Raw genomic sequence first — 22,895 nt, 5'->3', positions numbered from 1 at the left:
CCTTTCGGGCGGCTGACCGCCCCCTTGCGAACCGGAGCCGGTATGTTCCTGTCGGTATTCGATATCTTCAAGATCGGCATTGGCCCTTCATCGTCGCACACGATCGGGCCGATGGTCGCCGCCGCGCGGTTTCTGGAGGAGTTGTGCTGCGCGTGTGGGCGGGAGCGCCGCGAGAGCCTGCACCTGACGGCGCGGCTGCACGGATCGCTGGCCTTTACCGGCCGCGGGCACGCGACCGACCGCGCGGTCTGCCTCGGGCTGCTCGGTTTCCAGCCGGCCACGATCGACTCCGACAGCGCGGAGCGCGAGGAGGTGCAGCTGCGGCGCACGGGAGTGATCCGCGCGGCGGGGCTGCCGCCGTTGATCTTCGCGCCGGCGGAGGATCTGATCTTCGACTATGGGCCGCCGCTGCCCGGCCACGCCAACGGGCTGGTGCTGGAGGCGCGCGCGCCGGATGGAACGCTGCTGCTGTCGCGCACGTATTATTCCATCGGCGGCGGCTTCGTGCAGACCGCCGAGGAGCTTGCCGCCGCGCGCGGGCGCGACGCCCGGCTCGCGGACGAGACGGCGGCGATGGGCTATCCCTATCCGTTCGGCCGCGCTGCCGACATGCTGGCGATGGGGGCGGAAGCGGGCCTGAGCATCGCGGAGATGAAACGGGCCAATGAGCGCGTCCTGGTGGGCGAGGCGCTGGATGCGCGGCTCGATGCGATCTGGTCGGCGATGGATGACTGCATCTCGCGCGGGCTGCGGCAGGAGGGTGTGTTGCCGGGCGGCCTGTCGGTGCGGCGCCGCGCGCGCGCGATCCATCAGCAGCTCCTCGCCGAGAGGGGATTGAACGCTGTGCAGCCGCATGTCGTGAATGACTGGATCTCGGTCTACGCCATGGCGGTCAACGAGGAGAACGCGGCGGGCGGGCGCGTCGTCACCTCGCCGACCAACGGGGCGGCCGGCGTCGTGCCGGCGGTGATCCGCTATTATCGCGATCATTGCCACGGCGCGACGCCGGAGGGCATCAGGACTTTCCTGCTGACGGCGGCGGCGATCGGCGGCCTGATCAAGCACAATGCCTCGATCTCGGGGGCGGAGGTGGGCTGCCAGGGCGAGGTCGGCTCGGCGGCGGCGATGGCGGCGGCGGGGCTTTGCGCGGCCCTCGGCGGAACCAACGCGCAGATCGAGAACGCGGCCGAGATCGCGCTGGAGCATCATCTCGGGATCACCTGCGATCCGGCCAAGGGGCTGGTGCAGGTGCCCTGCATCGAGCGCAACGGGGTGGGCGCGATCAAGGCGGTGGCGGCCGCGAGCATGGCGCTGCGCGGCGATGGCCGGCACTTCATGCCGCTCGACAACTGCATCGAGACGATGCGGCAGACCGGCATCGACATGAACACGAAATACAAGGAAACCTCGACCGGCGGCCTCGCGGTCAACCTGCCGGAGTGCTGAGCCTGCCGCCCGCCTGGAGGGGGCGCGCGGCTGGCTATCCGGCCTCGATCCGCACGCCCTTCCAGAACGCCACCCTGCCGGCGATGCGGCTGGCGGCACTTTTCGGCTCGGGATAGAACCAGGCGGCGTCGGGGTTGGTCTGCTCGCCGACGGCGATCGAATAATAATGCGCGGTGCCTTTCCACGGGCAGGTCGTGCGGGTGTCGCTCGGGCGGAAGAATTCCTGCCGCAGCGCCTCGGGCGGGAAATAGTGATTGCCTTCGACGATCTCGGTCGTCGCGGATTCGGCGAGGACAGTTCCGTTCCAGACGGCTTTCATCATGTGGTGGTCTCCTGCGTTTGCGCGGCGGGGCGGGACGAGATGCCCGCGCATGCGACGGATCGCCGCCAACCCCCGCCCTGTGTCGGCATCTCTTGTATCACCATCTCTTGTATTAGAGCACGTTCCGATCCTGATGGATCGGATGTCGTGCTCTATTATATTGATAATTAGGGCATCTTTATCCGATCAGATGATTCTATCTGATCGGATGATGCTCTATCATCCTTTGCCGCGATCGGGGCGGACGCCCAGGATGTCGTGCATGACATCGAAGACCCGGACCCCGACCTCGCTGGCCTTGGGGGCGAGCCAGGGTGCCGCTTCGAGGGTGGTGGTGGCGTCCCGCAGCCCCTGCTCCCAGCGGGCGTTCATCGTGGGGCGGCTGAATTCGTAGTCCTTCGCCGCACCCTGCGGTGCGGCGGGACGGTAGATGAGCTGGGCGATGTCCATCTCGGTGACGCAGCCGAAGGCGTGCAGCCGCCGGCCCTGGTCGGTGTTCAGGATTTCGGGCGGCAGCAGCTTTTCCAGCTCGTTGATCGCGTGGCGGACCTCGTGGCGGAGCTGGAACATCTCGGTCGCCACCCGCGTGCGGCTCGAATAGCGGATGTCGTTCTGCCGCTCGGCGACGGCTTCGAGATTGTCCGGCAACATCCCGGAGCCGTGGAACACGTCGACCTGGAAGGTCAGGCGGCTGCGGCGCGGATAATAGTCGAGCACGTATTGCAGCGGCGTGTTGGAGACGAGGCCGCCATCCCAATAGTATTCGCCGTCGATCTCCACGGGCGGGAAGCCCGGCGGCAGCGCGCCGCTCGCCATCACGTGCTCGGGGAGGATGGCGATCTCGGCACTGTCGAAATAGACCAGCCGGCCGGTGCGGATATTGACCGCGCCGACGCTGAGCCGCGTTTCGCCCGCGGTGTTGATGCGGTCGAAATCGACCAGCCGTTCCAGCGTGCGCCTGAGATTGCGGGTTTCGTAATAGCTGAGGGGCGGCCTGGTCGACAGCCAGTCGAGCACGTCGCGCGGGGCGAAGAAACCCGGCTGGCCGAAGGCGATGGCGGCAAGCGCGCCAAGCCGCTGCTGCCACTGCTCCAGCGGGCCGGCGAGGCCGATTGGCCACCACGAAGTGGGGGCGGTGATCTCGTCCCAGAATTCCCGCAGCCGCCGCGTGCGGCTGGCGGGTTCGTTGCCGGCGATGATCGCCGCGTTGATCGCGCCGATGGAAATGCCGGCGACCCAGTCGGGCAGGTAGTCGGACGATGCGAGCGCCTCGTACACGCCGGCCTGGTAGCTGCCGAGCGCGCCGCCGCCCTGCAACACGAGCCCGATGGTCTTGTCGTAGGAGGCTGGCCGCGCCGGTGCCCGGGGGTTCGTCATCCTTGATTCCTTGCCTGATGATCTGGTGACCGCATGATAGCAGGCCCGGCCGGCCGAACCGACAGCAAACCCGTTCGTGCGTTCGCGGCGAAAGATTCCACGCACGCGGGAGGGACCGTGGTTTCGCCGGAGGGATGCCGCGCCATTCAGCATTGATTTCGCATAAGTCTAAGTCGGTGCGGGGACTAACTCCCGGTTGCGGACGCGAATACCTCTCATGGACCATGAGCGCCCTTCAATCCTCATCCGCCGGGCAGAGCCTGCGCGGTGCCACGGCGGATCTGCTGCGCGACCTGCCATCGGACGCGGCGTTCGCGCTGCGCACCTCGGCGGCGGCGTTGCTGGCACTCTATCTCGCCATGTCGCTGCATCTCGACACGCCGCGATGGGCGGCGTGGACGGTGCTGACCGTGAGCGTTCCCTCGCTCGACCATGCCTTCGTCAAATCGTTTTACCGGATGATCGGCACGATCGTGGGGGCTGCGGCCGGCATCGTCATCGTCGCGTTGTTCGCGCAGCGGCCGCTGGTGTTCGATCTCGCGATGGCGCTGTGGGCGGGGGCGTGCGCCTTCGTCGGCACCAGGGTCCGCCAGTATCAGTCTTACGCGCTCGCGCTGACCTGGCTGACCTCGGGGATCGTGTCCTATGGCAGTGTGGCGGACCCGAACGGCGCGTTCATCGTCGCGGCGAGCCGCACGGCCGAGGTCGCACTCGGCATTCTCTGCGCGGGCGGCGCGGCGATCTTGTTCGACGGGCACCGGGTGGCGACGCTGGTTCATGCCGCCTCGCCGGTGCCGGGCCAGGCCAGGCGCAACGGCGTGCGGGCGGGCCTGGCCGTGATGCTGGCCAGCGCGTTCTGGTATGTGTCGCAATGGCAGGACGGGCCGTTCTTCGTGCTGATGTCCGGCGCCGCGGCGCTGCTGTTCGCGGCGCATCCATCGAAGGTCGCCGCGACGCTCGGCATGTTGCGCGGGTTCCTGCTGGGGACGCTGCTGGGCCTGTTCGTCCGGTTCGCGCTGTTCACGCGCAGCGCGAGCTTCGGCGAGGAGACGCTCGTACTGCTGCCCTTCCTGATGCTCGGCGGGATCGGCCTTGCCGATTCCCGGACCCAGGGCCCGGCGACCGGCTACAATCTCGCGTTCATGCTCGCGGCCGACCCGGCCAATACGCTTTCATTCGATCTCGGCGGCGCGCTCAACGAGGCGATGGCGATGATTTTCGGCGTGCTCGTCTCGATCGGGGCCTTTCTCGGCCTCGTGCCGATCCGTGACCTGCTGCATCGGGATGGCGCCTGAGATGATGCCCGCGCTTGCCGAAATGTCGATGTTCGGGATCGGGATCGAGCCGGCGGTGCCGATGCTGCTGCTCGCGGTGTTGCTGACCGACATCCTCCGCCGCGGGCTGACCCGCCTGCGGATCGACCGGGCGGTGTGGAACTGGCCGCTGTTCATGCTTTCCATCTATGTCTGCACGGTCGCTTCACTCATCCTCGGGATGCGGCAGCTGTGATTTCCGGAGACGACATGCTCGACACCATCTTGGGGCGGGCCCTGCCGCGCCCCACCTCGCCACACCCGACCTCGCCACACCCCACCTCGCCCGGGGCGGCGCCGGGGCGGCGCTATCGGCCGATCTTTTCCGGCCTCGCGACGCTCATCGTCGTTGCCGCTGCGCTCTGGCTCGGCTTCGCCGCCTGGCATCGCTACGACGCCACGCCCTGGACGCGGGATGCGCGGGTCCGCGCCTTCGCCGTGACGGTGGCGCCGGAGATTTCGGGCCGGATCGTCGCGGTTGCGGTTCATGACAATGAACGCGTGCGCAAGGGGCAGGTCCTGTTCAGGATCGATCCGGCGGATTTCGCCAATCGTCTCGCGGTGGCGAAGGCAACACTCGCCGCCGATCGGGCGATCGCGGGGATGAAGGCGGCAGATGCGGCGCGGCGCGCGCGGCTGCCCTCGATCGCGGTTTCGGCGGAGACGCGGGGCAATGCCGCCGCCGCCGCACGGGCCGCCGCCGCACGCGTGCAGGCGGACGAGGCGGGCGTTGCGCAGGCCGCGCTCGATCTCGCGCGCACGGTGGTCCGCGCGCCGGTGAGCGGCACGATCACCAATCTCACCGCCCATGAAGGCGATTATGCCCATGCCGGCAGCGGCGTGATCACGATGGTCGATACCGGCGAACTCTGGGTGACCGCGTATTTCGAGGAGACCGAGCTCGACCGGATCAGGCCGGGCGCGCCGGCCCGGATCGAGCTGATGTCCGACCCCGGCCGGGTGCTGGATGGCCATGTGCAGGGGATCGGGCGCGGGATTGCCGATGCCAACATGCAGGACGCGCGCAGCGGTCTGCCGCGCGTCGATCCGGTGTATTCATGGGTGCGGCTGTCGCAGCGGATCCCGGTTCATGTGACGCTCGACCATGTGCCGCCGGGCCTGTTCCTCGCCGCTGGCATGACCGCGACGGTGCGCATCGTCACCCCGGCTTCCGGCGGGCGCTAGAGCATCATCCGACCAGATGGAATCATCTGATCGGATAAAGATGCTCTAATTATCAACAAGATAGAGCACGTCATCCGATCCGGATGGAATCATCTGATCGGAAGTTGCTCCAGGCGTGGCGGAGGATCAGCTTTCGCTGACCAGGCTGCGCCGCGTGATGGCGTGCCGGTCCTGCCAGCTTGTGAAGTTCATCGGCTCGGCGAAGAAATATCCCTGCATCCGCATGCGCCCGCGCGACCTGAGGAAGGCGACGTGGTCTTCCGTCTCCACGCCTTCGGCGACGACATCGAGATCGAGCCGGTGCGCCATCGCGAGGATCGCCTCGACGATCGCGATGGAGGAGATGTCGTGCGGGACATGGGTGACGAAGCCGCGATCGATCTTGATTTCATGGATCGGGAGGTGGCGCAGATAGTGCAGGCTGGAATATCCGGTGCCGAAATCGTCGACCGAGAAGCGGATGCCGCGCCCGGCGAGGGTTTCCATGACCTGCCCGATCGCCAGCGTGTCGTTGATGAGCAGGTTTTCGGTGATTTCGAGCGTCAGCCGATCCGGCGGAATGCCGAAATCGTCGATCGCGGCGAGGACGTCGCCGACAAAGGCGGGATCGCGGAATTGCCGCGGGCTGATGTTGACCGACAGCCCGAAGCCGGGCCTGCCGGGGGCGATCCGGGAGAGGATCGAGCATGCCTCGCGCAGCAGCCAGCGGCCGAGGGGGATGATAAGGCCGGAGGATTCGGCGATGCCGATGAATTCGGCCGGGCTGGCGATCCGGCCATCGCTCTTGCGCAGCCGGGCCAGGGACTCGGCGGCCACGGGCATGCCATCGTCATCCACCTGGTCCTGGAGCCAGAGCTCGAATTGCCCGGTCTTCAGCGCCGCGCGGATCTCGTCCTCGATCGTGTGGCGCACCATGATCGACTGGTGCATCGCGGGCTGGAACATCACGACATCGCCATTCCCCGCCTTCGCCTGATACATGGCGGTGTCGGCCTCGCGGATCAGCGTGTCGATCGTGTCCGCCGGCTTTGGAAACAGGGTGAAGCCGATGCTGGCGCCGAGATGATAGTCCCGCTCGCCGATGCTGATCGGCTGGCCGGTCATCGCGTCGATCATCTTGCGGCCGACCATCGTCGCATGCGACGCCGCGTCCTCGATCGTGGCGCCGGCGCTGCCGAGCAGCACGACGAATTCATCGCCGCCGATGCGGGCGATGGTGTCGGTTGCGCGGATGGCGAGGCGCAGGCGGCGGGCGGCTTCGGTCAGCGCCGCATCGCCGGCGGTATGGCCGAGCATGTCGTTGATCTTCTTGAAGCGGTCGAGATCGATGAACAGGACGGCGCCGCGCGCGCCGGTGCGCCGCGCCTCGCTCAGCATGACGCCGAGGCGCTCGTTCAGCAGGCGGCGGTTGGGCAGGCCGGTCAACGGATCGAGATGGGCGAGACGGTAGATTTCCTCCTCCGCGGTGCGATGCGCGGTGATGTCGATCCAGACGCCGGCGACGCCCGCAGGCTGGCCCTGCGCATCGCGTTGCAGCGTCATTTCATCGCGGATCCAGCGATAATTGCCGTTGCGATGCCTGATCCGGTAGCGATGCGTGTAATGCCCGGCGTCGCGAACGCGGGCGATGCCGAGGCTCGCCTGCGGCAGGTCGTCGGGATGGACGTGGCTTTGCCACCATTCCGGCCCGTGGATCTCCTCCGGCGCATAGCCCAGCATGTCGAGGATGTTGCGGCTGATCTCGGTGGGTGTGGCGTGCCCCGGCGCGGGCTCGAAGGCGAGCGCGTAGAGCACCGTCGCGCTCGCGGTGAGGAGCCGTTCGATCCGCTGTTCGCTCATCGAGCGGGCCATCAGCGCGGCGTCGCGCTCCTGCCGCGTCGCGATGTCCTGCAGCGCCTTGGTCAGGTTGGTGGTGAGTTCTTCCAGCAGGCGCCTTTCCTCCTCGCCGAAGGCGATCGGGTTGGCCGAATAGAGCGTGAACGTGCCGATGCCAGGCTTGCCCGCGGTGCGAAAGGGGATGGAGACGCTGGCGCGGAAGCCGGCGGCGGCGGCCTTGTCGCGCCACGGTTCGTATCGCGGGTCGATCCTGATGTCGGACCAGCCGGCGATCCGCCCTTCGCGGATGGATGTGCCCGATGGTCCCCTGCCTGCCGGCGTGTCGGCCCAGGAGAGGCGCAGCTGCCTGACGTAATCCCTGTCCTGTCCGGCGCTGGCGACGATGCGGATGGAGCGCGCGGCATCGTCCTGTGCAAGGCCGATCCAGCACGTGTCGTAGAGGCCGACATCGACGGCCAGCTTGCAGGCCAGGGTGAACAGGGCGTCGGGCGTGTCGGCCTGCGCGAAGGCATCGGACGAGGCATGGATCATGCGCAGGGTGCGGTTGGCGTTTTCCAGCGCATCCTCGCGCAGGCGCCCCATCAGCAAGGGGATCAGCCGGCCGATGAACTCCCTGACTAGGCATCCCATCGCGTCATCGATGACGGGCGTTTCGAAATCGAGCACGAGACCGAACCGGCGTTTGGCGAGATCGAACGGATAGACCATCTGCCGCCGGATGCCGGCGCGGACGAGATCGTGCAGCAGCGGGAAATCATGGACCGGGTCGGTTTCGCGCAGGGGATCGCTGTCGGAGACGAGACCCCCGGCGAGGCTGGCGCCGAAGCTGAGATAGCCGACGGGATAGGCGCCGGACCATTTTGAAACGTCGAGCCCCCGCAAGCCGCCGAACGGATCGAGATGCCCCTTGACGTATTCGATCATGCCCTGGGTTGGATGGTAGGCGGTGAGGAAGCACAGCGCGGCGCCGGTCCGCTCGGCGCAGTAGGACAGCGTGTGATCGAGTGCCGTGTCGAAATCCGGCGAGGAGGCGATGGCGTCGGAGACGCGGTTCCAGAAAGCGAGATCGGCCACGATTTTCGACTGCTCGCGATGGGCCCGCCGCAATTCGAGTTCGGTCATCACAGATTGCGCGAGATCGGAGAGCAGCCGCTGCTTCCCGGCATCGAAGCCCTTGCACGGCTCGGTCGAGAGAACGCACATGGCGCCGATGCGGTAGCCATCCGCCGTGATGATCGGCGCGCCGGCATAGAAGCGGACATGCGGCGGCCCGACCACCAGCGGATTGTCGCGGAAGCGCTCGTCCTGCCGGGCATCGCTTATGATGAAAACGCTGTCGGACCGGATCGTGTGGTCGCAGAAGGCATGCTCGCGGAGGGACCATTCGAGATCGATGCCGTGACGCGCCTTCGCCCATTGCCGGTCGGACGCGATGAACGAGACGAGGGCGATCGGCATGCCCAGCGCCTGGGCGGCGATATGGACGAAGCGGTTGAAGCCTTCCTCGGCCGGCGTATCCACGACCTCGTAGCGTGCCAGCGCGTCCTGACGTCTGGTTTCAGTCTCGGACAATGACACGTGGACACCCTTTCGGTGGCTGGAGCGAGTCACACTGACCGGTTGATCAGTCGATGAGGCTGGGCGACGTCCATGATGCGCATGGTCATTATGAAGTGCAAAAATTAAGACAGTCTGACGCGATCATCGTTTGATCGCGCCGGGCTTCGCTCTGGGATTTTCAATTTGACTCGTCGGTGCGTGCGATAACGGCGCTCACCCGGTCGATTTATTTCCATTACACGACATGAATATGAAAATTATATTTAAATATGCATATCTGGCATGAATCAATTTTGCAGCATTCGTTGCATCGACATCGAGGCGGCTGAAATTTCGGTCGAGCGCACAAGTTCGGCCGGGCAAGGCTTTGCATGCCGGGTGCGGCGGCGCTCACGAGACGTTTATTGCCGGCTTTCGTGGTGGGCCTTGCGATCCTGAGCCGGCTTGCCCATTCCAGCGTGATCCGAAATCAGCAGGGATCTGGGTGCCTTGGGACTTGCACGAACCTTCATGCGTCTGGACGAAGACCGCTATTACGGGACCAAGGTTCCCGAAATCACCGTTTCGTTCTGGGTGGCGAAGATCATTTCCACCGCGATGGGCGAGGCAACGTCGGATTTTCTCGTCTTCCACACCAATCCGTATCTCGCGGTCGCTGCCGGCGGGATCGGCTTCCTGCTCGCGCTCGCGCTGCAGTTCGCCACGCGGCTTCATGTGCCGGCGGTGTATTGGCTGCTGGTGGTCATGGTCGCGATTTTCGGGACCATGGTGGCGGATGTGATCCACGTCGTGCTCGGCGTTCCCTATGCGATATCGACCGGCCTGTTCGCGGTGAGCCTGCTCCTGATCCTGTGGGGGTGGAAGGCGAGCGAGCGGAGCCTTTCGATCGATACCGTGGTGACGCCGCGGCGCGAGGCGTTCTACTGGGCGACCGTGAGCGCGACTTTCGCGCTCGGCACCGCGGCCGGCGACCTGACCGCCGCGACATTCGGCATGGGCTACCTGAATTCGGCCATCCTGTTTTCCATCCTGTTCGCGCTGCCGGGGATTGCGTATGTCGCCTTCGGCCTGAACGAGGTCGCCGCGTTCTGGACCGCCTATATCATGACCCGGCCGATGGGGGCCTCCTTCGCCGACTGGTTCGACAAGCCGGTGCAGACCAGCGGGCTTGGTTATGGCACGCCGGATGTGGCACTCGTGCTCACCGGCGGGGTCGGGGTCGCGATTTTGTATATCTGCCTGCGCTATCGCCGGCAGCGCGAGGCCATCGCCACATCTGCGCCGTGATGGGGACGCGTCCGGGCGGGCGGCGTCAGAACCGGACCTTGACGCCGGCGTCGAGCGCGTTCGAGGCCAGGCCAAGACCGTCGATCGTCGCGGTCCAGCCGGCCTGCCAGCGCCAGGCGCCGGCGAGGTCGCCCGCGAGGGAAAGGCCGACGATCCCCTCGTTCGCGGGCATGTCCTGGCCGTAGCTGCGGAAGGCCGCGCCCGGTGTGCCGGTGAAGCTGGCGGTCATGAACCGGGCATTGTCGATGGTGTGGCGCCAGGCGAGCGTTGCGTGCAGCGCGATGACCCGCCCCATGGCGATGATATCGTCATTGGCCCGCAGCCCGGCGGTGGCGAAGGCATAATTCGCCGACTGGCCGCGGATGAGCAGGCCGAAGCCGTTGCCGCCGGTTTCGCTGGTGGCGCCGCTGTCATAGCGGATGTCGGTGATCGAGAGGAACGGGTCGAGCCCGTCCACATTGTAGCCGACCTCGCCGGCAGCGGCGATCATGTTGTCGCTGATCGTGCCGGCCACGCCGAGGGTTGAGCTGGCGGTGTAGATCGAGCGGTGAACCCGGCCGTCGATCCAGGAATAGGCGAGCTGTGCGGCGGCGTAGGGGCCGGTATCGCCACCATACCGGGCGTAGAGATCGGCGGTGTTCACATCGTCGTTGCCCCGGCCGCCGACGCCGGAGAGGGAGCCGGAATAGGAGATGTGGCTGATCGCGCCGCCCAGCGAGAGGGCGCCTTCGACTGGGGTGTCCAACCCGGCGGTGAAGCCATTGCTGCTGAACCGAACGCCGTCGGAGCCTTTCGTGCCGAAGCGGCCGAAATCGCCGACATATTGCAGCCAGGTGGTCGTCTTGCCGGGCGTGCCGGACAAGGCGATGTGCTGCGCGGTCGTGTCCAGCAGCGACAGTTCGGCCGAGGCCCCCACCGTCCGCATCGTCGGGTAGGCTTCGCCGGAGACGCTGGTGAGGGAGGCCTGGGCCTGCTGGGTCGTGGTCGCGGCGAGGATCTGTCCGGCGGTCCTGATGAATTCGGCCGAACGCGCCGAGCCGGCGGTGGATGTCGAGGTTGCGTATTCGAGGCCGCTCTGGATCGCGGCGCCGCCGGCGACCGAGGCCGTCGTCGCGCCGGGCATCACGCTGGCGACCTGGGCGACATTGGAGGCAGCGACGGTTGCGGTGACGGTCGTCGGCCCATAGGCGAACTGGCCCACAGTGTAGAACACCCCGGCCCCATAGGTCTGGGCAGTGAATGTTCCCGCGATGGTGCCGGCCCTGATGAAGATTTCGGTTGCCTGCGGCGTGTAGGAGGCGGGTGGCGCCAGCACCTGCGCGTTGCCGGCGAGCTTTGCTGTGCCGGTGACGGTGAGCGGCGTGCCGATGGCGATCGCGGTATTGGCGCCGGATTGCGCCGTGTAATTGCCGTTGATGGTCAGGCCGGGGGCGCTGCCGACAGAGCCCTGGCTGATGATCGTGCCGTTGCTCGCCACGACATCGCCGGTGACGGTGCCGGAGCCGCCGAAGGTGCCGCCCGTGACGGTGACGCCCGATGCGAGGCTGCCGGTGAGGTTCAGGTTGCCGCTGCTGACCGTGGTGCCGCCGGTATAGGTGTTGGCCGCGGCGAGCGTGAGGGTGCCGGTCGTGCCCGACAGCGCAAGGCCGCCCGATCCCGCAATCGGGTTGGCGAAGGTCGACTGCGCGACGCCGATATCGGCGGCGAAGGTGCCGAAGGCGAAGGCCGCCGGCCCGTTGACCGCGGCCGCGGCGTTGATCAGCCCCCAGCCATAGGTGCTGTTCGGTCCGGTGCCGGCGCCGAGATGGGTTGCCGTCGTCAGGATGGTGTCGGTGACGTTGGCGGGCGTGAACCACGGGAATTTCTGCCAGACCAGCGCCGCCGTGCCGGTCACGATCGGGGTCGCGAAGGAGGTGCCGACCCCGTAGCCGGTGACGAACGAGGTGCCGGCGACGATCGGGATCTGCACGTAGCCGGGTGCGGACACGCACCATTGTGCCGTGACGCCGCAGGCGTCCGACGAGGGATCGAGGCCCGAGACCTTGCCATCGGTGCCGATATCGACATTCACGGCAACGAGCCATTGCGGCTGCAGCGAGGGTGTGTAGACCGGAACCTCGGCCTCGACGCTGATATCGCCGGGATTGGCCGGGTTGTTCCCCGCCGCCCAGACATACAGGTTGTTGGCGGGAAGGGCGGAGAACAGCGTGCCCACCGCCTGGGATGCGGACTGCGCGGCCGCGGCACTGCTGTAGTCGCTGGCGTTCTCGCCGACGGAATTGTTGAACAGGTGGACGCCCTGGGCCTGCAGGTCCTGATACGGCTTCGTATAGAGCTGGCAGGCGCCGGTGGAGTCGCAGATCTGGGCTGCATAGACGGTCGCGCCGGGGGCGACGCCGCCGGGGAAGAAATTCGTCGGGCCGGAATTGTTGCCGTAGGTGCCCTGCTGGTAGCCGGCGAGCAGTGCTGTGACGACGGTGCCATGGCCGAAGGGATCGTTCGCCGAGGCGAGATTGTTGGCCGAGACGGTGGCGTTCCCCAGCGCGGTGTATGAATTGAACCAGGCGATGCGGCCGCTCAGCGACGAGACGGAGGTGTTCACCCCGCTGTCCAGCACGCCGATCGCGACGCCGGCGCCGGTGATCCCCGCCTGCAGGACGGGGAGAACGTTGGTCGGCGTGTACTGGTTGAAGGTTGGATAGACATTGGTGCTTTGCGGGCCGAGATAGACCGAGATCCCGCCGATATTCGTCGCCGTGGCCGATGCGCCGGCGCCTGCCCCGGCGGCATTGTTGCTTGGCGGCGGCGGCGGGGGGGTCGGCTGGCCGGATATCGACGAGGAACCGCCGCCTCCGCCGGAGCAGGCGGTCAGGCTGAGAGCGGTCGCGGCGAGCAGCAGGGAGCGCCTGGAGAGGATCATGATCCAAAGTTTACGGCCAGAATCTTAATGATTTCTGAGTCCGGGCGCTGATATCGGGCCTAAAAACAGGGACGGGAAATCAGTCCCCCCCGTCGCGCCCACCCCGTCGCGAAGGGGCGGTGCCAGCTTCATTGCGGCCCTGAGCATCATCCGATCGGATGGAACCACCTGATCGAATAAAGATGCTCAAATTATTAAAAAGATAGAGCAAGGCCGGTTCTTGCAGGGGCGGGAGCGGGATTTAAAAAGACATCTGGAATTCGTCACGCCGATGGCGGTCGCTGCCCGTCCGGGTTGCAGCGCGTGACACGCGGGGAAACGTCATGTCGAAAAACATCGTCATTTGCTGTGACGGGACTGGCGATCAGATCGAGGCGACGCAGACGAATGTGTTGAAGCTCTTCCGGATCCTCGAGAAGACCGACAACCAGGTGGTCTATTACAGCCCCGGTGTCGGCACGGTCGGTGCTTTCGATACCTGGCAGCAACTGAAGTCGGACGTGAAGGAGTTTCTTGGCGTGGTCGCCGGCTATGGCCTTGACGATGCCGTGCTCGATGCCTACCGGTTCCTGTGCAGCCAGTACGAGCCGGGCGATGCGATCTGGCTGTTCGGGTTCAGCCGGGGCGCCTATGAGGTCCGGGTGCTGGCCGCGTTCATCTACGTGATCGGCCTGTTGCCGCCGGCCCAGCTCAACCTCGCGGATTATGCGTTCACGGCCTTCAAGAAGGCGAGCCGGGACAGCCACAGGACCCGGCGGGTCGAGGACCAGGCTGCGCTGCGCGCCGCGGCGCCGGAGGCGGAGGTTGCGGCCGGCCTGCCGGCGGCATGGGAGTTCCGCCGCGTCGCCGGCGGGCGGGCGGTGACGATCAGGTTCGTCGGGGTCTGGGACACCGTGTCCGCGGTCATCGTGCCGCGCCGCGACCGGCTGCTGCCCGATTTCCAGACCCTTCGCTTCACCCGGACGGACCCGGGTGTCGCAATCTTTCGCCAGGCGATCTCGATCGATGAGCGGCGGCGCATGTTCCGGCTGCTGCCCTGGCGCGAGCCCCAGACCTTCAAGCCCGATCCCTTCAGCGACAGTGGCCGCGCCGCGCAGGACACCAGGCAGGTGTGGTTCGCCGGCGTGCATGCGGATGTCGGGGGCGGTTATCCGGAGGCAGAGAGCGGAGCATCGAAATATCCGCTGTTGTGGATGATCGAGCAGGCGAGGCATGCCGGGTTGCAGATCAACGATGCGATGTTGGACGAGGTTGCGCGTGGCGAGGCGCGCGCCGGCGCCAGGCGGGTCTATGCCGCCCCGTCGCCGGAGGCGAAGCTGCACGACTCGCTCAAGGGTTTCTGGTGGCTGTTCGAAATCATTCCGAAACGCCTGAAATGGCGCGAGTGGCCCGGACGGGCCGGGTTTCTCGGCGTCTATCTGCCCCTGGGCGAGCCTCGGCTCATCCCGGACGATGCGCTGATCCACCGCTCCGTGGCCGCGCGGATGGCATGCGTGCCGGCCTATCGCCCGGTGAACATGCCGAAGACGCCCGACTGGACGGACTAGAGCACTTTCCGATCCGATTGGATCGGATGTAGTGCTCTAGCATATTGATAAGTCGAGCATCTTTATCCGATCGGATGACTCCATCCGATCGGATGATGCTCTGACGCCGCGGCCCGGCGGGTGCAGGCCCGGGGCCGCGGCGGCGGCAGGTCAGGCATGACGGTGTCCGAGCAGCGCGCGCGTCTTCGGGTGCGCGGGCTGTTCGAACAGGGCGGCAGGCGGGCCGTCCTCGACGATGCGGCCGTGATCCATCACGATGATCCGGTCGGCCACGTTGCGGGCGAAGCCCATTTCGTGCGTGACGATCATCATCGTCATGCCGTCCTGCGCGAGATCGCGCATCACCGCCAGAACCTCGCCCACCATTTCGGGATCGAGCGCCGAGGTGGGTTCGTCGAAGAGCATGACCGCCGGCTGCATCGCGAGGGCGCGGGCGATGGCAACCCGCTGCTGCTGCCCGCCCGAGAGTGACGAGGGCATCGCCCTTGCCTTGTGGGCGAGGCCGACGCGGGCCAGCAGCGCCTCGGCCTGCGCCACGGCTTCGGCCCGGGGCCGGCCGCGCACCTTCATCGGCGCGAGGATGATGTTGTCCAGCACGTCGAGATTGGCGAACAGGTTGAAGCGCTGGAACACCATGCCGACATCGCGGCGCTGGCGGGCGATGTTGACCTCCCGGTCTTCGACCAGCTTACCGTTCTGCTCGCGAAAGCCGATCAGGCCGCCATTCACCACGATGCGCCCGCCATTGATCGTCTCCAGATGGTTGATGCAGCGGAGCAGCGTGGTCTTGCCCGAGCCGGAAGAGCCGATCAGCACCACGGTTTCGCCACGGCGGACGCCGAAGCTGACGCGGTCGAGCACTTTCGTGTTGCCGAACCGCTTTTCGACGTCCTCTGCCTCGATCAGGAGCGGCTGCATCAGGCGGACTCCGGCAGTGGGGTGGGGACGATATGTACCGCGCCATGGTCGGACGGGCGGTCCATCCGGCGTTCGATCCTTGCCATCACCACGCCCCAGATCGTCGTCAGCGCGAGGAAGTAGATGGCGAGCACGGAATAGAGCTCGAAGGTGCGGAAGGTCGCGGAATTGATCGTCTCGGTCACGAGAAGCATTTCAGAGACACCGATGACGCTGACGAGCGTCGAGTTCTTGAGCATGATGTTGAACTGGTTGCCGATCGGCAGCAGCACCACCCGCAGGGCCTGGGGCAGCACCACATGGCGAAGGATCTGCCAGGGCACCATGCCGAGGGATTTGGCGGCCTCGGTCTGGCCGCGATCGATCGCGTCGATGCCGGCCCGGAATATCTCGGCCATGTAGGCCCCTTCGTTCAACCCGAGTGCGAGAATGCCGGCCTGCACATTGCCGGCGAGGGTGATGCCGCCGAGATGGATGTCATGGAAGCGGATTATGCCGGCGGCGGCGAGGCCGGTGTAGATGAAGACGATCTGCACCAGCAGCGGCGTGCCGCGCATCAGGAAGATATAGGTGCGCGCCAGCCATTGCAGGGCGCGCATCCGGGATCGCCGGGCGAGGGCGGCGGGCAGGCCGATCGCGAGGCCGATCGCCTGCCCGCCGATGCTGATCATGATCGTCAGCCAGAGACCCTGCAGGAAGGCGCCGCTCGGTTCCAGCAATTGGTGCCAGAAATAGATCCAATCGAAATGCACAATGATGCTCCGCGCTCAGCCATGCTTCAGCATGTCGATCCCGAGATCCCATTTCCGGAAGATCGCGGCGTAGGTGCCGTCCTTCATCATGCCGGCGAGCGTGAAGCTGATCGCCTTGTTGAGCACGGTCTCGTCCTTGCGGATGCCGATGCCGGTCGCGATCGTGAAATAGGGCGGCCCGCCCATCGCGAACTGTCCCGGCGCCTTGTGGATGTAGTAGCGCGCGGTTTCATAGGCGACGCCATAGGCCGCCACCTGGCCGAACTGGAGCTGCTGCAGGGCCTGGGTGTTTTCGGGGAACATCACGATGTCGATCGGCGTTTTCCCGGCGGCGTGCAGTTTCTTGTTCGCGGCGTCGAGCAGCACCGTTGCCGTGGTGCCCGTCACGGTGGCGACTTTCTTGCCGGACAGGGTCTCGAGCGAGGGGACGGGCTTCGCGCCCGGTTTCACGAGAACGGCTTCGTGCGAGACCATGTAGGGGATTTCGTCGATCACCTTCAGCCGGCCCGGCTTGATGAACAGCTGCGACATGATGATGTCGCAATGCGAGGCGAGCAGGGCGGGAATGAGGCCGGCGAAGGGCATGTTGATCCATTCGGTCTTCACGCCGAGACGCTTGGCGACGGCATCGCCGAGGTCGATGTCGAGCCCGGATGGCTTCGTCGCTTCGTTCATGAACTCCATGGGCGGCAGGTTGACGGCGCTGCAAATCCGCAGCGTGCCGGATTTCGCGATGCCCGGCGGCAAGGCGGGCGATGCCGCATGCGCGCTGGCCAGCCCGGCAAGTCCGGCGCCGGCCAGCGCGCCGATGGCCCGGAGCAGCGGTCTCATTCGGATCATGTGCAGTCTCCATTCACAAAGGGGCGGACCTGGTGACGAAATTGTCAGGATCAGTCCGAATGGAGAAAAATTAGGCTATTCGATCCGGGTCGCCAACATGAAAATGACAAAAATTATGCGGTACTAGAGTAATATGACTATTAAATCATCAATTATGGATGTGTTTATAGACGAGTGATTAAAAGAAAAGCGATAAGATTTGTTTCAGGCGATATGTCGGTAGGGCGGGTCTTCGGCAGGACGATACCGGATCGGAGAGCGGGGGAATCGCACCAGCCATCAGGCGGGGCGTATCCGGCGGCGCGTCTTTGCGTTGTCCGAGGGGAACGATCGGGAGTCGACCGATGGTCGTCTCGCGGGTCGCTTTCTTGTCCGTCGAAGACGACTTCGACCAGTTCGCGAGGTTTTGTCGGATCGGTGCAGTCGCAGGACCAACTCGATCAGCTTGTCTTTATACAGTCGCTACAAGCCAGTCCGGCCCATCTCCGCTTCAATACGAAGTTTTAACCGTTGGCAAGAAGACGATTTTATGTTATAAATGATGACAAATAGTAAATTAATAATTAACAAAATCGATAAATGCACGAGGTCTGATTTTTGATGCATCTTGGGTGATAAGATAAACCTCTACCGAGAAGCTGAATTTACATGGAAGTCCCGTAGCGGAACCATGAGAAGCCATATATCACCCACACCGGAGTTCATTTGCAATGGCATTATTTTCATTTTTTAAAAATCAAGACGTCTATGCCGAATTAAAAAATGAATTACACGAGGTTAAAGAGCGGTTGAGGGTGCTCGATAATTTTGCAGGTGTTGGTCTTTGGTAGATCGTAATTTATCAAGGTGATCCCACTCATCAAAATAGTCGCTGGACATTTTCGCCGGAAATGCGCCGCTTGCTCGGATTTAACAATGAGACGGACTTCCCTGACATTATGACTTCATGGTCTGACAGGTTACATCCGGACGACGCCGAACCTACAATCAGCCATTATATCGCACATCTCGCCGATCATAGCGGGAGAACGCCTTTTGATTTTTCCTACCGGCTGAAAACGAATGACGGATCATACAGGTGGTTCCGCGGGACGTGCGGAACCTTGCGCGGGCCCAACGGCGAACCGCTGCGATCCTACGGGTCTGTCGTCGATATTCATGCCCAAAAGGTTGCTGAAGAGGCTCAAGCGTTGGCGAGCCAAGCTCAGGCAAAAACCGTCGCGCAACTCGCGACTGCGCTGAAGCAGCTTGCGAACCAAAATCTGACGTTCCGACTGAACGAGGAATTTCCTGAAGATTATGAATTATTGCGTCTGGACTTCAATTCGGCAATTGGAAATTTGGAAGAAGTAGTTTCCGCTGTAAATTCCACTGCCGCGTCGATCTATTCTGGAATTCTCACGATGTCGGCTGCATCGGATAATCTCGCAAGCAGAACTGGACAGCAGGCTGCGAGCCTGGAAGAAACTGCCGCGACACTTAGTGAGATCACCTCGACGATCAAGAAATCTGCGGACGGCGCAGCGCACGCACGTCAGGTCGTCTCAAATGCTGATAAAGACGCCAGGAACAGTGCGACCATCGTGAACCAAGCCGTCGGCACGATGCAGAATATCGCATCCTCCGCACAGACCATCAATCAAATCATCGTCGTCATGGACGAAATTGCATTCCAGACAAATTTGCTCGCCCTCAACGCCGGCGTTGAGGCTGCGCGAGCCGGCGACGCAGGACGCGGGTTCGCCGTCGTGGCCTCCGAAGTGCGTGCGCTTGCTCAACGCTCTGCCGAGGCTGCCAAAGAGATCAAAGGCATCCTCTCAACCTCGACAACGCAAGTCGAGCTGGGCGTAAAACTCGTGGCCGAGACGGGCACGTCGCTTGAGCGAATCTCTGTGCAAGTCGCGGAGGTCAACGGGATAATGTCCGAAATCGCTATAGGCCCGAAGGCTCAGGCAACGAGCATGAACGAGATCAATTCTGCCGTCACCCAGATGGATCAGACGACCCAGCAGAACGCCAATATGGTTCAGGAATCAACAGAGTCCTATCATAATCTCTCCAAGGAAGTAGATCTTCTCTCAAACCTGATCTCGCGATTCAAAATAGGGTTGGATGTCGCAAGCAGAAATCCCGAAAACACTCGTGAACAGTCCGATTCTCTCATGTTTCGGTCGCCGCCGAAATCTCTGCCAGGATCAAGGCCGTTGGCGCCAAGGCAGTTGTCGGCGCGCGCAGTGGTCTGAGCCCGTGGATTTCCTCCAGGAATGAGCAGAGTCCGCTCCATCAGGGAGACGGACGAGATGAAGAGCCGTCGATTTGGCGAGGCGGCGCCCGGGTGGCGCGCGAGTTGGATATGGCGATCACTGAGCGGGGGGCGCGCCCGCTCATGGTGGTCAGCGACAACGGCACTGCGCTCACCAGCATGTCGATCCTGCGCTGCTCGAAAGAGCGGAACGTGGAAAGGCATTACATCGCGCCCATTCGAGCCTGGGCCACAAAACCCCGGCAGAGGTGGCAGGAAAAATCAGCTTCTGTTGCACCTGCGCCCGATCGTAGGCATCACCCGGGGATGAAACTCTACTCCTGAATGGCGGGACCTTGGCGCTCAGACCAGCCGAGGGTTCCTCCGGCCCGAAATATCGGTGGAATGGCCACGGAGGGTCTGATGGCGTCAAGAAGCGTCACGTCCTCGTCGATACGCAGGCCTTGCTGATGGATGCCCTCGTGCCTCGGCCGAAATGCCTTGGCATTCCTTCGCTGCGCGTCGGTGCGGCCGATGCTCGGAAGATTTCGCCAAGACAAGGCATGATCTTGGACCGACTCTTGCGCATTTCGGATGCCGCAAGAGCGGTTGCGGCTCTGTGCTGCTGAAAACCCACTAGTCATAATATTAAGAGATTGATAACATTTTAAAACGATATCAAAAAACTTAAAAAAAATGTTTAGAATTTGCGTAGACGCGAGGAAATTGGAAATGCCGATAAACTCCAGCTCGAACGTAAGCGACGCGGACATCGATGCCCTGATCAGCGAGATCAACGCAGAAGGCATCGGTGTATTGCGCGGCTTTGCCCCGCCGGAGACGCTTGCGCCGCTGAAGGCGTTCGTCGAGCAGAAAGTCGCCGACAATCATGGTGAGTATGTCGCTCTGACCCTCACCGGTGCGACGCCGACGCCCTTCGCTCCGGTCTTGCAGTCGCCAGAATTTCTTGACTTGATGCGCCGCATATACAGAAGAGTTTCGGGTAAGGAGCCGCCCAAGCAGTCGCTCTACAATGTCTTGCGCTGCGTGAAGGGCGAGACTGGCGGCAGCCAGTCCTATTTCTTCCACTATGATTCGTACTATATTACCGCTCTGCTGCCTGTGATTATCCCGCAGGGCGAAAAAGCCGGGCACTTGATCATCCGCAAGCGGCGCCGCGGCGTGCGCTCCTCGTACCTGCAGAACTTGGTCGACAAGATCTTCCTGGACAACAAGTTCCGCCAGGGGCTGCTGCGCTGCGGGGCGAAGGCCGGCGGCAGCGCCTTCAAGGAGGTCGTGCTCAATCCTGGCGACCTGTATTTCTTCTGGGGCTACCGCACCGTGCACGCGAATGCCGACTGCGATCCCACACAACTGCGAGCCACAGCCCTGGCGCATTTCTGCGATCCGCATATGTCCAGCGGGCTGCGCAGGTTCACCGGCCGGGCGAAGCAGCGCGCAGCAGCCGTGGACGCCTGATCTCCCCGCCCCGCCTGGCCGTGTTGGCACAGCTGGCCGGAGCGGGGGCGACAACCGGCTGTTTGTCGATGCGATTCCATTGATCCCCGCCGCGAGGGCGTGATGGCTTGGACCACGTTCCGATCCTGATGAATCGGATGATGCTCCAGCAAGAACAGGACCAAGACGCCGGCAAGCAGCGTCGAACGCCGGGTTTTGCCGCCGGACACAGGTTGATCACCAAGCGCGAAGTGGCATTTCAGCCAAACGCTGCGGCATTCTCCTTGCGGCGCTCGACACGCCACCCTCCCATTGGCGGGAGCCGATGCATCAACCGGGCAGGCGTCTTTCTGCGTCTGATCTGGTATGTGCTTTCCCCTCGACATCACGAAAGGTCATTGCCTCCCATGAAGACGATATCGGGATGCCGTCATGTCCCGTGCAGGACTGTTCGCGCGCTGGTCGCTGTCTGTGTCGTATCGCTCCTGAGGGCGCCCCTCGCGGAGGCGATGAAGGGCCCGGCGCCACTGCATCTTCAGGCTGGACCGTTCGGCACTCTCGATGTCACCGGCGGGGTCGATGGATACATGTATGCCTTGTCAGGCGCGGGCAGCAGCGCTGATCCGGGCCTTCTGGGCACCAGCAAGTCGGCCGGCGCGGAACTGATGAACGGCCTGATCAAGATCGAAAAACCCGATGGGTTGGTGCGCTTCACCCTCCAGGGCGGCGCGGCGACGCCGTTCACGCTCGGAACGGCGCCGACGCCGGCAACCGCGCAGGCACTCCCGACGGGCCCCCTCTACGCCGCCTATCTGACACTGGCCCCGACCCGTGATTTCACGATTTCCGCAGGCCAGATCGGCTCGGTCGAAGGATATGAATCCGCCATCGACTGGGAGAATGCCAACGTCCTGACAACGGACCTCTTCTATGTCGAGAACGGGCAGAGTCTGGGTGTTACCGCCAGCTACAGCCATGGCCCCTTCGGCGTCACCGCATCGCTCGGCGATGGGTTCGATACCGGCGTATGGAATTTCCTTCAGGCGGATGTGAGCTACGCACCCGACGCCAGCAACAGCATCACGATATCCGGCGCAACCAATCTCGGGCGCACGGGGCCGCGGACGCATGTCTACGGTTCCGCTGCCACGCCCTATGCCAGCGCGCATGTCGGGTTCGGCCCGCTCAGCCAATCCCCGCTCGTGAATTCGACGATGATCGGCGGGTTCTATTCGTACAGTTCGGGCAACCTGAACATCGTGCCGGAAGTCCAATACGTTTATGCGAACATTGACCATCAGGTGGGTCTGAACGGGTTTTCCAGCAATTTCGGCGCGGCCGTGTTCGCCGATTACCATTTCGGTGCGTCGCCCTACTCGATCGGCGCCTGGGGAGAATATTTCGCCTCCAACGGGCCGGATCTCTGGTTCGCAACGCCGCGCTCGCAGGGGGTTGGCCTCTCGGTAACCCCGACATGGCAATCGAAATACCTCTTTGCGCGCGCCGATCTCGGCTACCTGCACCTGACGAGGCCTGGCGCCGCGCCGGCCTATGGCAGGAGCGGCACCGGCCGCGACCAGGTCACTGGCGTGATCGAGGCGGGTCTCCTGTTCTGATTGCCGCTGGTCTCCCATGCCTCCTGGCGCCGCGGCCTGAGCCTTAGATTGCGCGTGAAACGCGCACTGACCAAACGCCGGAAACTGCTGGTCGCCGCCAGGTTTGTCGATTTGTCGCGCATCCTGTCCAAGAGCGTGGTCTTCAGTTCAGTGGCCCGTCAGGGCGAAGCAGATCATTAGGTTCTGTACCTATTGCCATGACTACGGGGCGTCTGATTCAAGTCTGTTCGGAGGACTTGGAACATGGCGGAACTTTTCTGGCTGAACGACACGCAA

The 22,895-nt window shown here is 64.0% G+C and carries 17 protein-coding genes and 1 pseudogene; 11 read left to right on the top strand and 7 right to left on the bottom strand.

What is annotated here, in order from left to right; translation table 11 throughout:
• Nucleotides 1-42: 42 nt before the first annotated feature.
• The gene (locus B7Z76_RS03985; protein ID WP_291342282.1) at nt 43-1,446 is read left to right on the top strand and encodes an L-serine ammonia-lyase; all 1,404 of its coding nucleotides are present in this window, start codon (nt 43-45) and stop codon (nt 1,444-1,446) included.
• A 34-nt stretch (nt 1,447-1,480) separates the two neighbouring features.
• Here B7Z76_RS03985 and B7Z76_RS03980 read toward each other — a convergent pair whose 3' ends face one another.
• The gene (locus B7Z76_RS03980) at nt 1,481-1,768 is read right to left on the bottom strand and encodes a DUF427 domain-containing protein (RefSeq protein ID WP_174503354.1); all 288 of its coding nucleotides are present in this window, start codon (nt 1,766-1,768) and stop codon (nt 1,481-1,483) included.
• 219 nt (nt 1,769-1,987) lie between these two features.
• Nucleotides 1,988-3,145, bottom strand: a complete 1,158-nt coding sequence (locus B7Z76_RS03975) for a patatin-like phospholipase family protein (RefSeq protein WP_291342280.1) — start codon at nt 3,143-3,145, stop codon at nt 1,988-1,990.
• 224 nt (nt 3,146-3,369) lie between these two features.
• Here B7Z76_RS03975 and B7Z76_RS03970 point away from each other — a divergent pair, with 224 nt between their 5' ends.
• The 3 genes from B7Z76_RS03970 to B7Z76_RS03960 are packed head-to-tail and all read left to right on the top strand — an operon-like array spanning nt 3,370 to nt 5,643.
• Nucleotides 3,370-4,440: an FUSC family protein gene (locus B7Z76_RS03970; protein ID WP_174503352.1), complete on the top strand. Its 1,071-nt coding sequence runs from the start codon at nt 3,370-3,372 to the stop codon at nt 4,438-4,440.
• Nucleotide 4,441: 1 nt separating this feature from the next.
• Nucleotides 4,442-4,654: a DUF1656 domain-containing protein gene (locus tag B7Z76_RS03965; protein ID WP_174503351.1), complete on the top strand. Its 213-nt coding sequence runs from the start codon at nt 4,442-4,444 to the stop codon at nt 4,652-4,654.
• Between the two features lie 14 nt (nt 4,655-4,668).
• A complete protein-coding gene (locus B7Z76_RS03960) occupies nt 4,669-5,643 on the top strand; it encodes an HlyD family secretion protein (protein ID WP_291342279.1) in 975 nt (324 codons plus the stop codon).
• A gap of 126 nt (nt 5,644-5,769) precedes the next feature.
• Here B7Z76_RS03960 and B7Z76_RS03955 read toward each other — a convergent pair whose 3' ends face one another.
• Nucleotides 5,770-9,057 carry an EAL domain-containing protein gene (locus B7Z76_RS03955; RefSeq protein WP_174503350.1) on the bottom strand — a complete coding sequence of 1,096 codons (3,288 nt, stop codon included), beginning with the start codon at nt 9,055-9,057 and terminating at the stop codon, nt 5,770-5,772.
• Nucleotides 9,058-9,549: 492 nt separating this feature from the next.
• Here B7Z76_RS03955 and B7Z76_RS03950 point away from each other — a divergent pair, with 492 nt between their 5' ends.
• Entirely contained in the window at nt 9,550-10,326 is a 777-nt protein-coding gene (locus tag B7Z76_RS03950; RefSeq protein ID WP_174503349.1) for a hypothetical protein, read from the top strand.
• A 25-nt stretch (nt 10,327-10,351) separates the two neighbouring features.
• Here B7Z76_RS03950 and B7Z76_RS03945 read toward each other — a convergent pair whose 3' ends face one another.
• On the bottom strand, nt 10,352-13,246 hold the full coding sequence (locus B7Z76_RS03945; protein ID WP_291342277.1) for a S8 family serine peptidase: 2,895 nt from the start codon (nt 13,244-13,246) through the stop codon (nt 10,352-10,354).
• 323 nt (nt 13,247-13,569) lie between these two features.
• Between B7Z76_RS03945 and B7Z76_RS03940 the strand changes: the two genes are divergently transcribed.
• Complete coding sequence (locus tag B7Z76_RS03940) at nt 13,570-14,793, top strand: DUF2235 domain-containing protein (RefSeq protein WP_291342275.1); 1,224 nt, start codon at nt 13,570-13,572, stop codon at nt 14,791-14,793.
• Nucleotides 14,794-14,943: 150 nt separating this feature from the next.
• Here B7Z76_RS03940 and B7Z76_RS03935 read toward each other — a convergent pair whose 3' ends face one another.
• From B7Z76_RS03935 to B7Z76_RS03925, 3 genes are read right to left on the bottom strand one after another with little or no spacing between them, the layout of a single operon-like run.
• A complete protein-coding gene (locus B7Z76_RS03935; RefSeq protein ID WP_174503346.1) occupies nt 14,944-15,711 on the bottom strand; it encodes an amino acid ABC transporter ATP-binding protein in 768 nt (255 codons plus the stop codon).
• Complete coding sequence (locus tag B7Z76_RS03930; protein WP_174503345.1) at nt 15,711-16,463, bottom strand: amino acid ABC transporter permease; 753 nt, start codon at nt 16,461-16,463, stop codon at nt 15,711-15,713. Before B7Z76_RS03930 ends, B7Z76_RS03935 begins: the two co-directional genes overlap by 1 nt.
• A 15-nt stretch (nt 16,464-16,478) precedes the next feature.
• A complete protein-coding gene (locus B7Z76_RS03925; protein WP_174503344.1) occupies nt 16,479-17,303 on the bottom strand; it encodes an ABC transporter substrate-binding protein in 825 nt (274 codons plus the stop codon).
• 830 nt (nt 17,304-18,133) lie between these two features.
• Here B7Z76_RS03925 and B7Z76_RS03920 point away from each other — a divergent pair.
• From B7Z76_RS03920 to B7Z76_RS03900, 5 genes and pseudogenes are all read left to right on the top strand, one after another.
• Nucleotides 18,134-19,546 carry a PAS domain-containing methyl-accepting chemotaxis protein gene (locus B7Z76_RS03920; RefSeq protein WP_324482243.1) on the top strand — a complete coding sequence of 471 codons (1,413 nt, stop codon included), beginning with the start codon at nt 18,134-18,136 and terminating at the stop codon, nt 19,544-19,546.
• An 83-nt stretch (nt 19,547-19,629) separates the two neighbouring features.
• Nucleotides 19,630-19,782: pseudogene (locus tag B7Z76_RS03915) on the top strand (IS3 family transposase); the annotation flags it as partial.
• 495 nt (nt 19,783-20,277) lie between these two features.
• Complete coding sequence (locus tag B7Z76_RS03910; protein WP_291342271.1) at nt 20,278-21,024, top strand: hypothetical protein; 747 nt, start codon at nt 20,278-20,280, stop codon at nt 21,022-21,024.
• A gap of 107 nt (nt 21,025-21,131) precedes the next feature.
• The gene (locus B7Z76_RS03905) at nt 21,132-22,619 is read left to right on the top strand and encodes an outer membrane beta-barrel protein (RefSeq protein ID WP_291342270.1); all 1,488 of its coding nucleotides are present in this window, start codon (nt 21,132-21,134) and stop codon (nt 22,617-22,619) included.
• 54 nt (nt 22,620-22,673) lie between these two features.
• Complete coding sequence (locus B7Z76_RS03900; RefSeq protein ID WP_291342269.1) at nt 22,674-22,799, top strand: hypothetical protein; 126 nt, start codon at nt 22,674-22,676, stop codon at nt 22,797-22,799.
• The last annotated feature ends 96 nt before the right edge of the window (nt 22,800-22,895 follow it).

This window comes from Acidiphilium sp. 20-67-58 (genome assembly GCF_002255515.1).
In the GTDB taxonomy this organism is placed as follows: domain Bacteria; phylum Pseudomonadota; class Alphaproteobacteria; order Acetobacterales; family Acetobacteraceae; genus Acidiphilium.
Note: the sequence above shows the minus strand (reverse complement) of the source record. Positions and strands in the feature narration are given on the sequence as shown.

What these genes read in the sequence shown, in the direction of transcription:
- B7Z76_RS03985 (WP_291342282.1), top strand. Translation starts at nt 43, where the DNA reads ATGTTCCTGTCGGTATTCGATATCTTCAAGATCGGCATTGGCCCTTCA.
- B7Z76_RS03980 (WP_174503354.1), bottom strand. Translation starts at nt 1,768, where the DNA reads ATGATGAAAGCCGTCTGGAACGGAACTGTCCTCGCCGAATCCGCGACG.
- B7Z76_RS03975 (WP_291342280.1), bottom strand. Translation starts at nt 3,145, where the DNA reads ATGACGAACCCCCGGGCACCGGCGCGGCCAGCCTCCTACGACAAGACC.
- B7Z76_RS03970 (WP_174503352.1), top strand. Translation starts at nt 3,370, where the DNA reads ATGAGCGCCCTTCAATCCTCATCCGCCGGGCAGAGCCTGCGCGGTGCC.
- B7Z76_RS03965 (WP_174503351.1), top strand. Translation starts at nt 4,442, where the DNA reads ATGATGCCCGCGCTTGCCGAAATGTCGATGTTCGGGATCGGGATCGAG.
- B7Z76_RS03960 (WP_291342279.1), top strand. Translation starts at nt 4,669, where the DNA reads ATGCTCGACACCATCTTGGGGCGGGCCCTGCCGCGCCCCACCTCGCCA.
- B7Z76_RS03950 (WP_174503349.1), top strand. Translation starts at nt 9,550, where the DNA reads ATGCGTCTGGACGAAGACCGCTATTACGGGACCAAGGTTCCCGAAATC.
- B7Z76_RS03945 (WP_291342277.1), bottom strand. Translation starts at nt 13,246, where the DNA reads ATGATCCTCTCCAGGCGCTCCCTGCTGCTCGCCGCGACCGCTCTCAGC.
- B7Z76_RS03940 (WP_291342275.1), top strand. Translation starts at nt 13,570, where the DNA reads ATGTCGAAAAACATCGTCATTTGCTGTGACGGGACTGGCGATCAGATC.
- B7Z76_RS03935 (WP_174503346.1), bottom strand. Translation starts at nt 15,711, where the DNA reads ATGCAGCCGCTCCTGATCGAGGCAGAGGACGTCGAAAAGCGGTTCGGC.
- B7Z76_RS03925 (WP_174503344.1), bottom strand. Translation starts at nt 17,303, where the DNA reads ATGATCCGAATGAGACCGCTGCTCCGGGCCATCGGCGCGCTGGCCGGC.
- B7Z76_RS03910 (WP_291342271.1), top strand. Translation starts at nt 20,278, where the DNA reads ATGCCGATAAACTCCAGCTCGAACGTAAGCGACGCGGACATCGATGCC.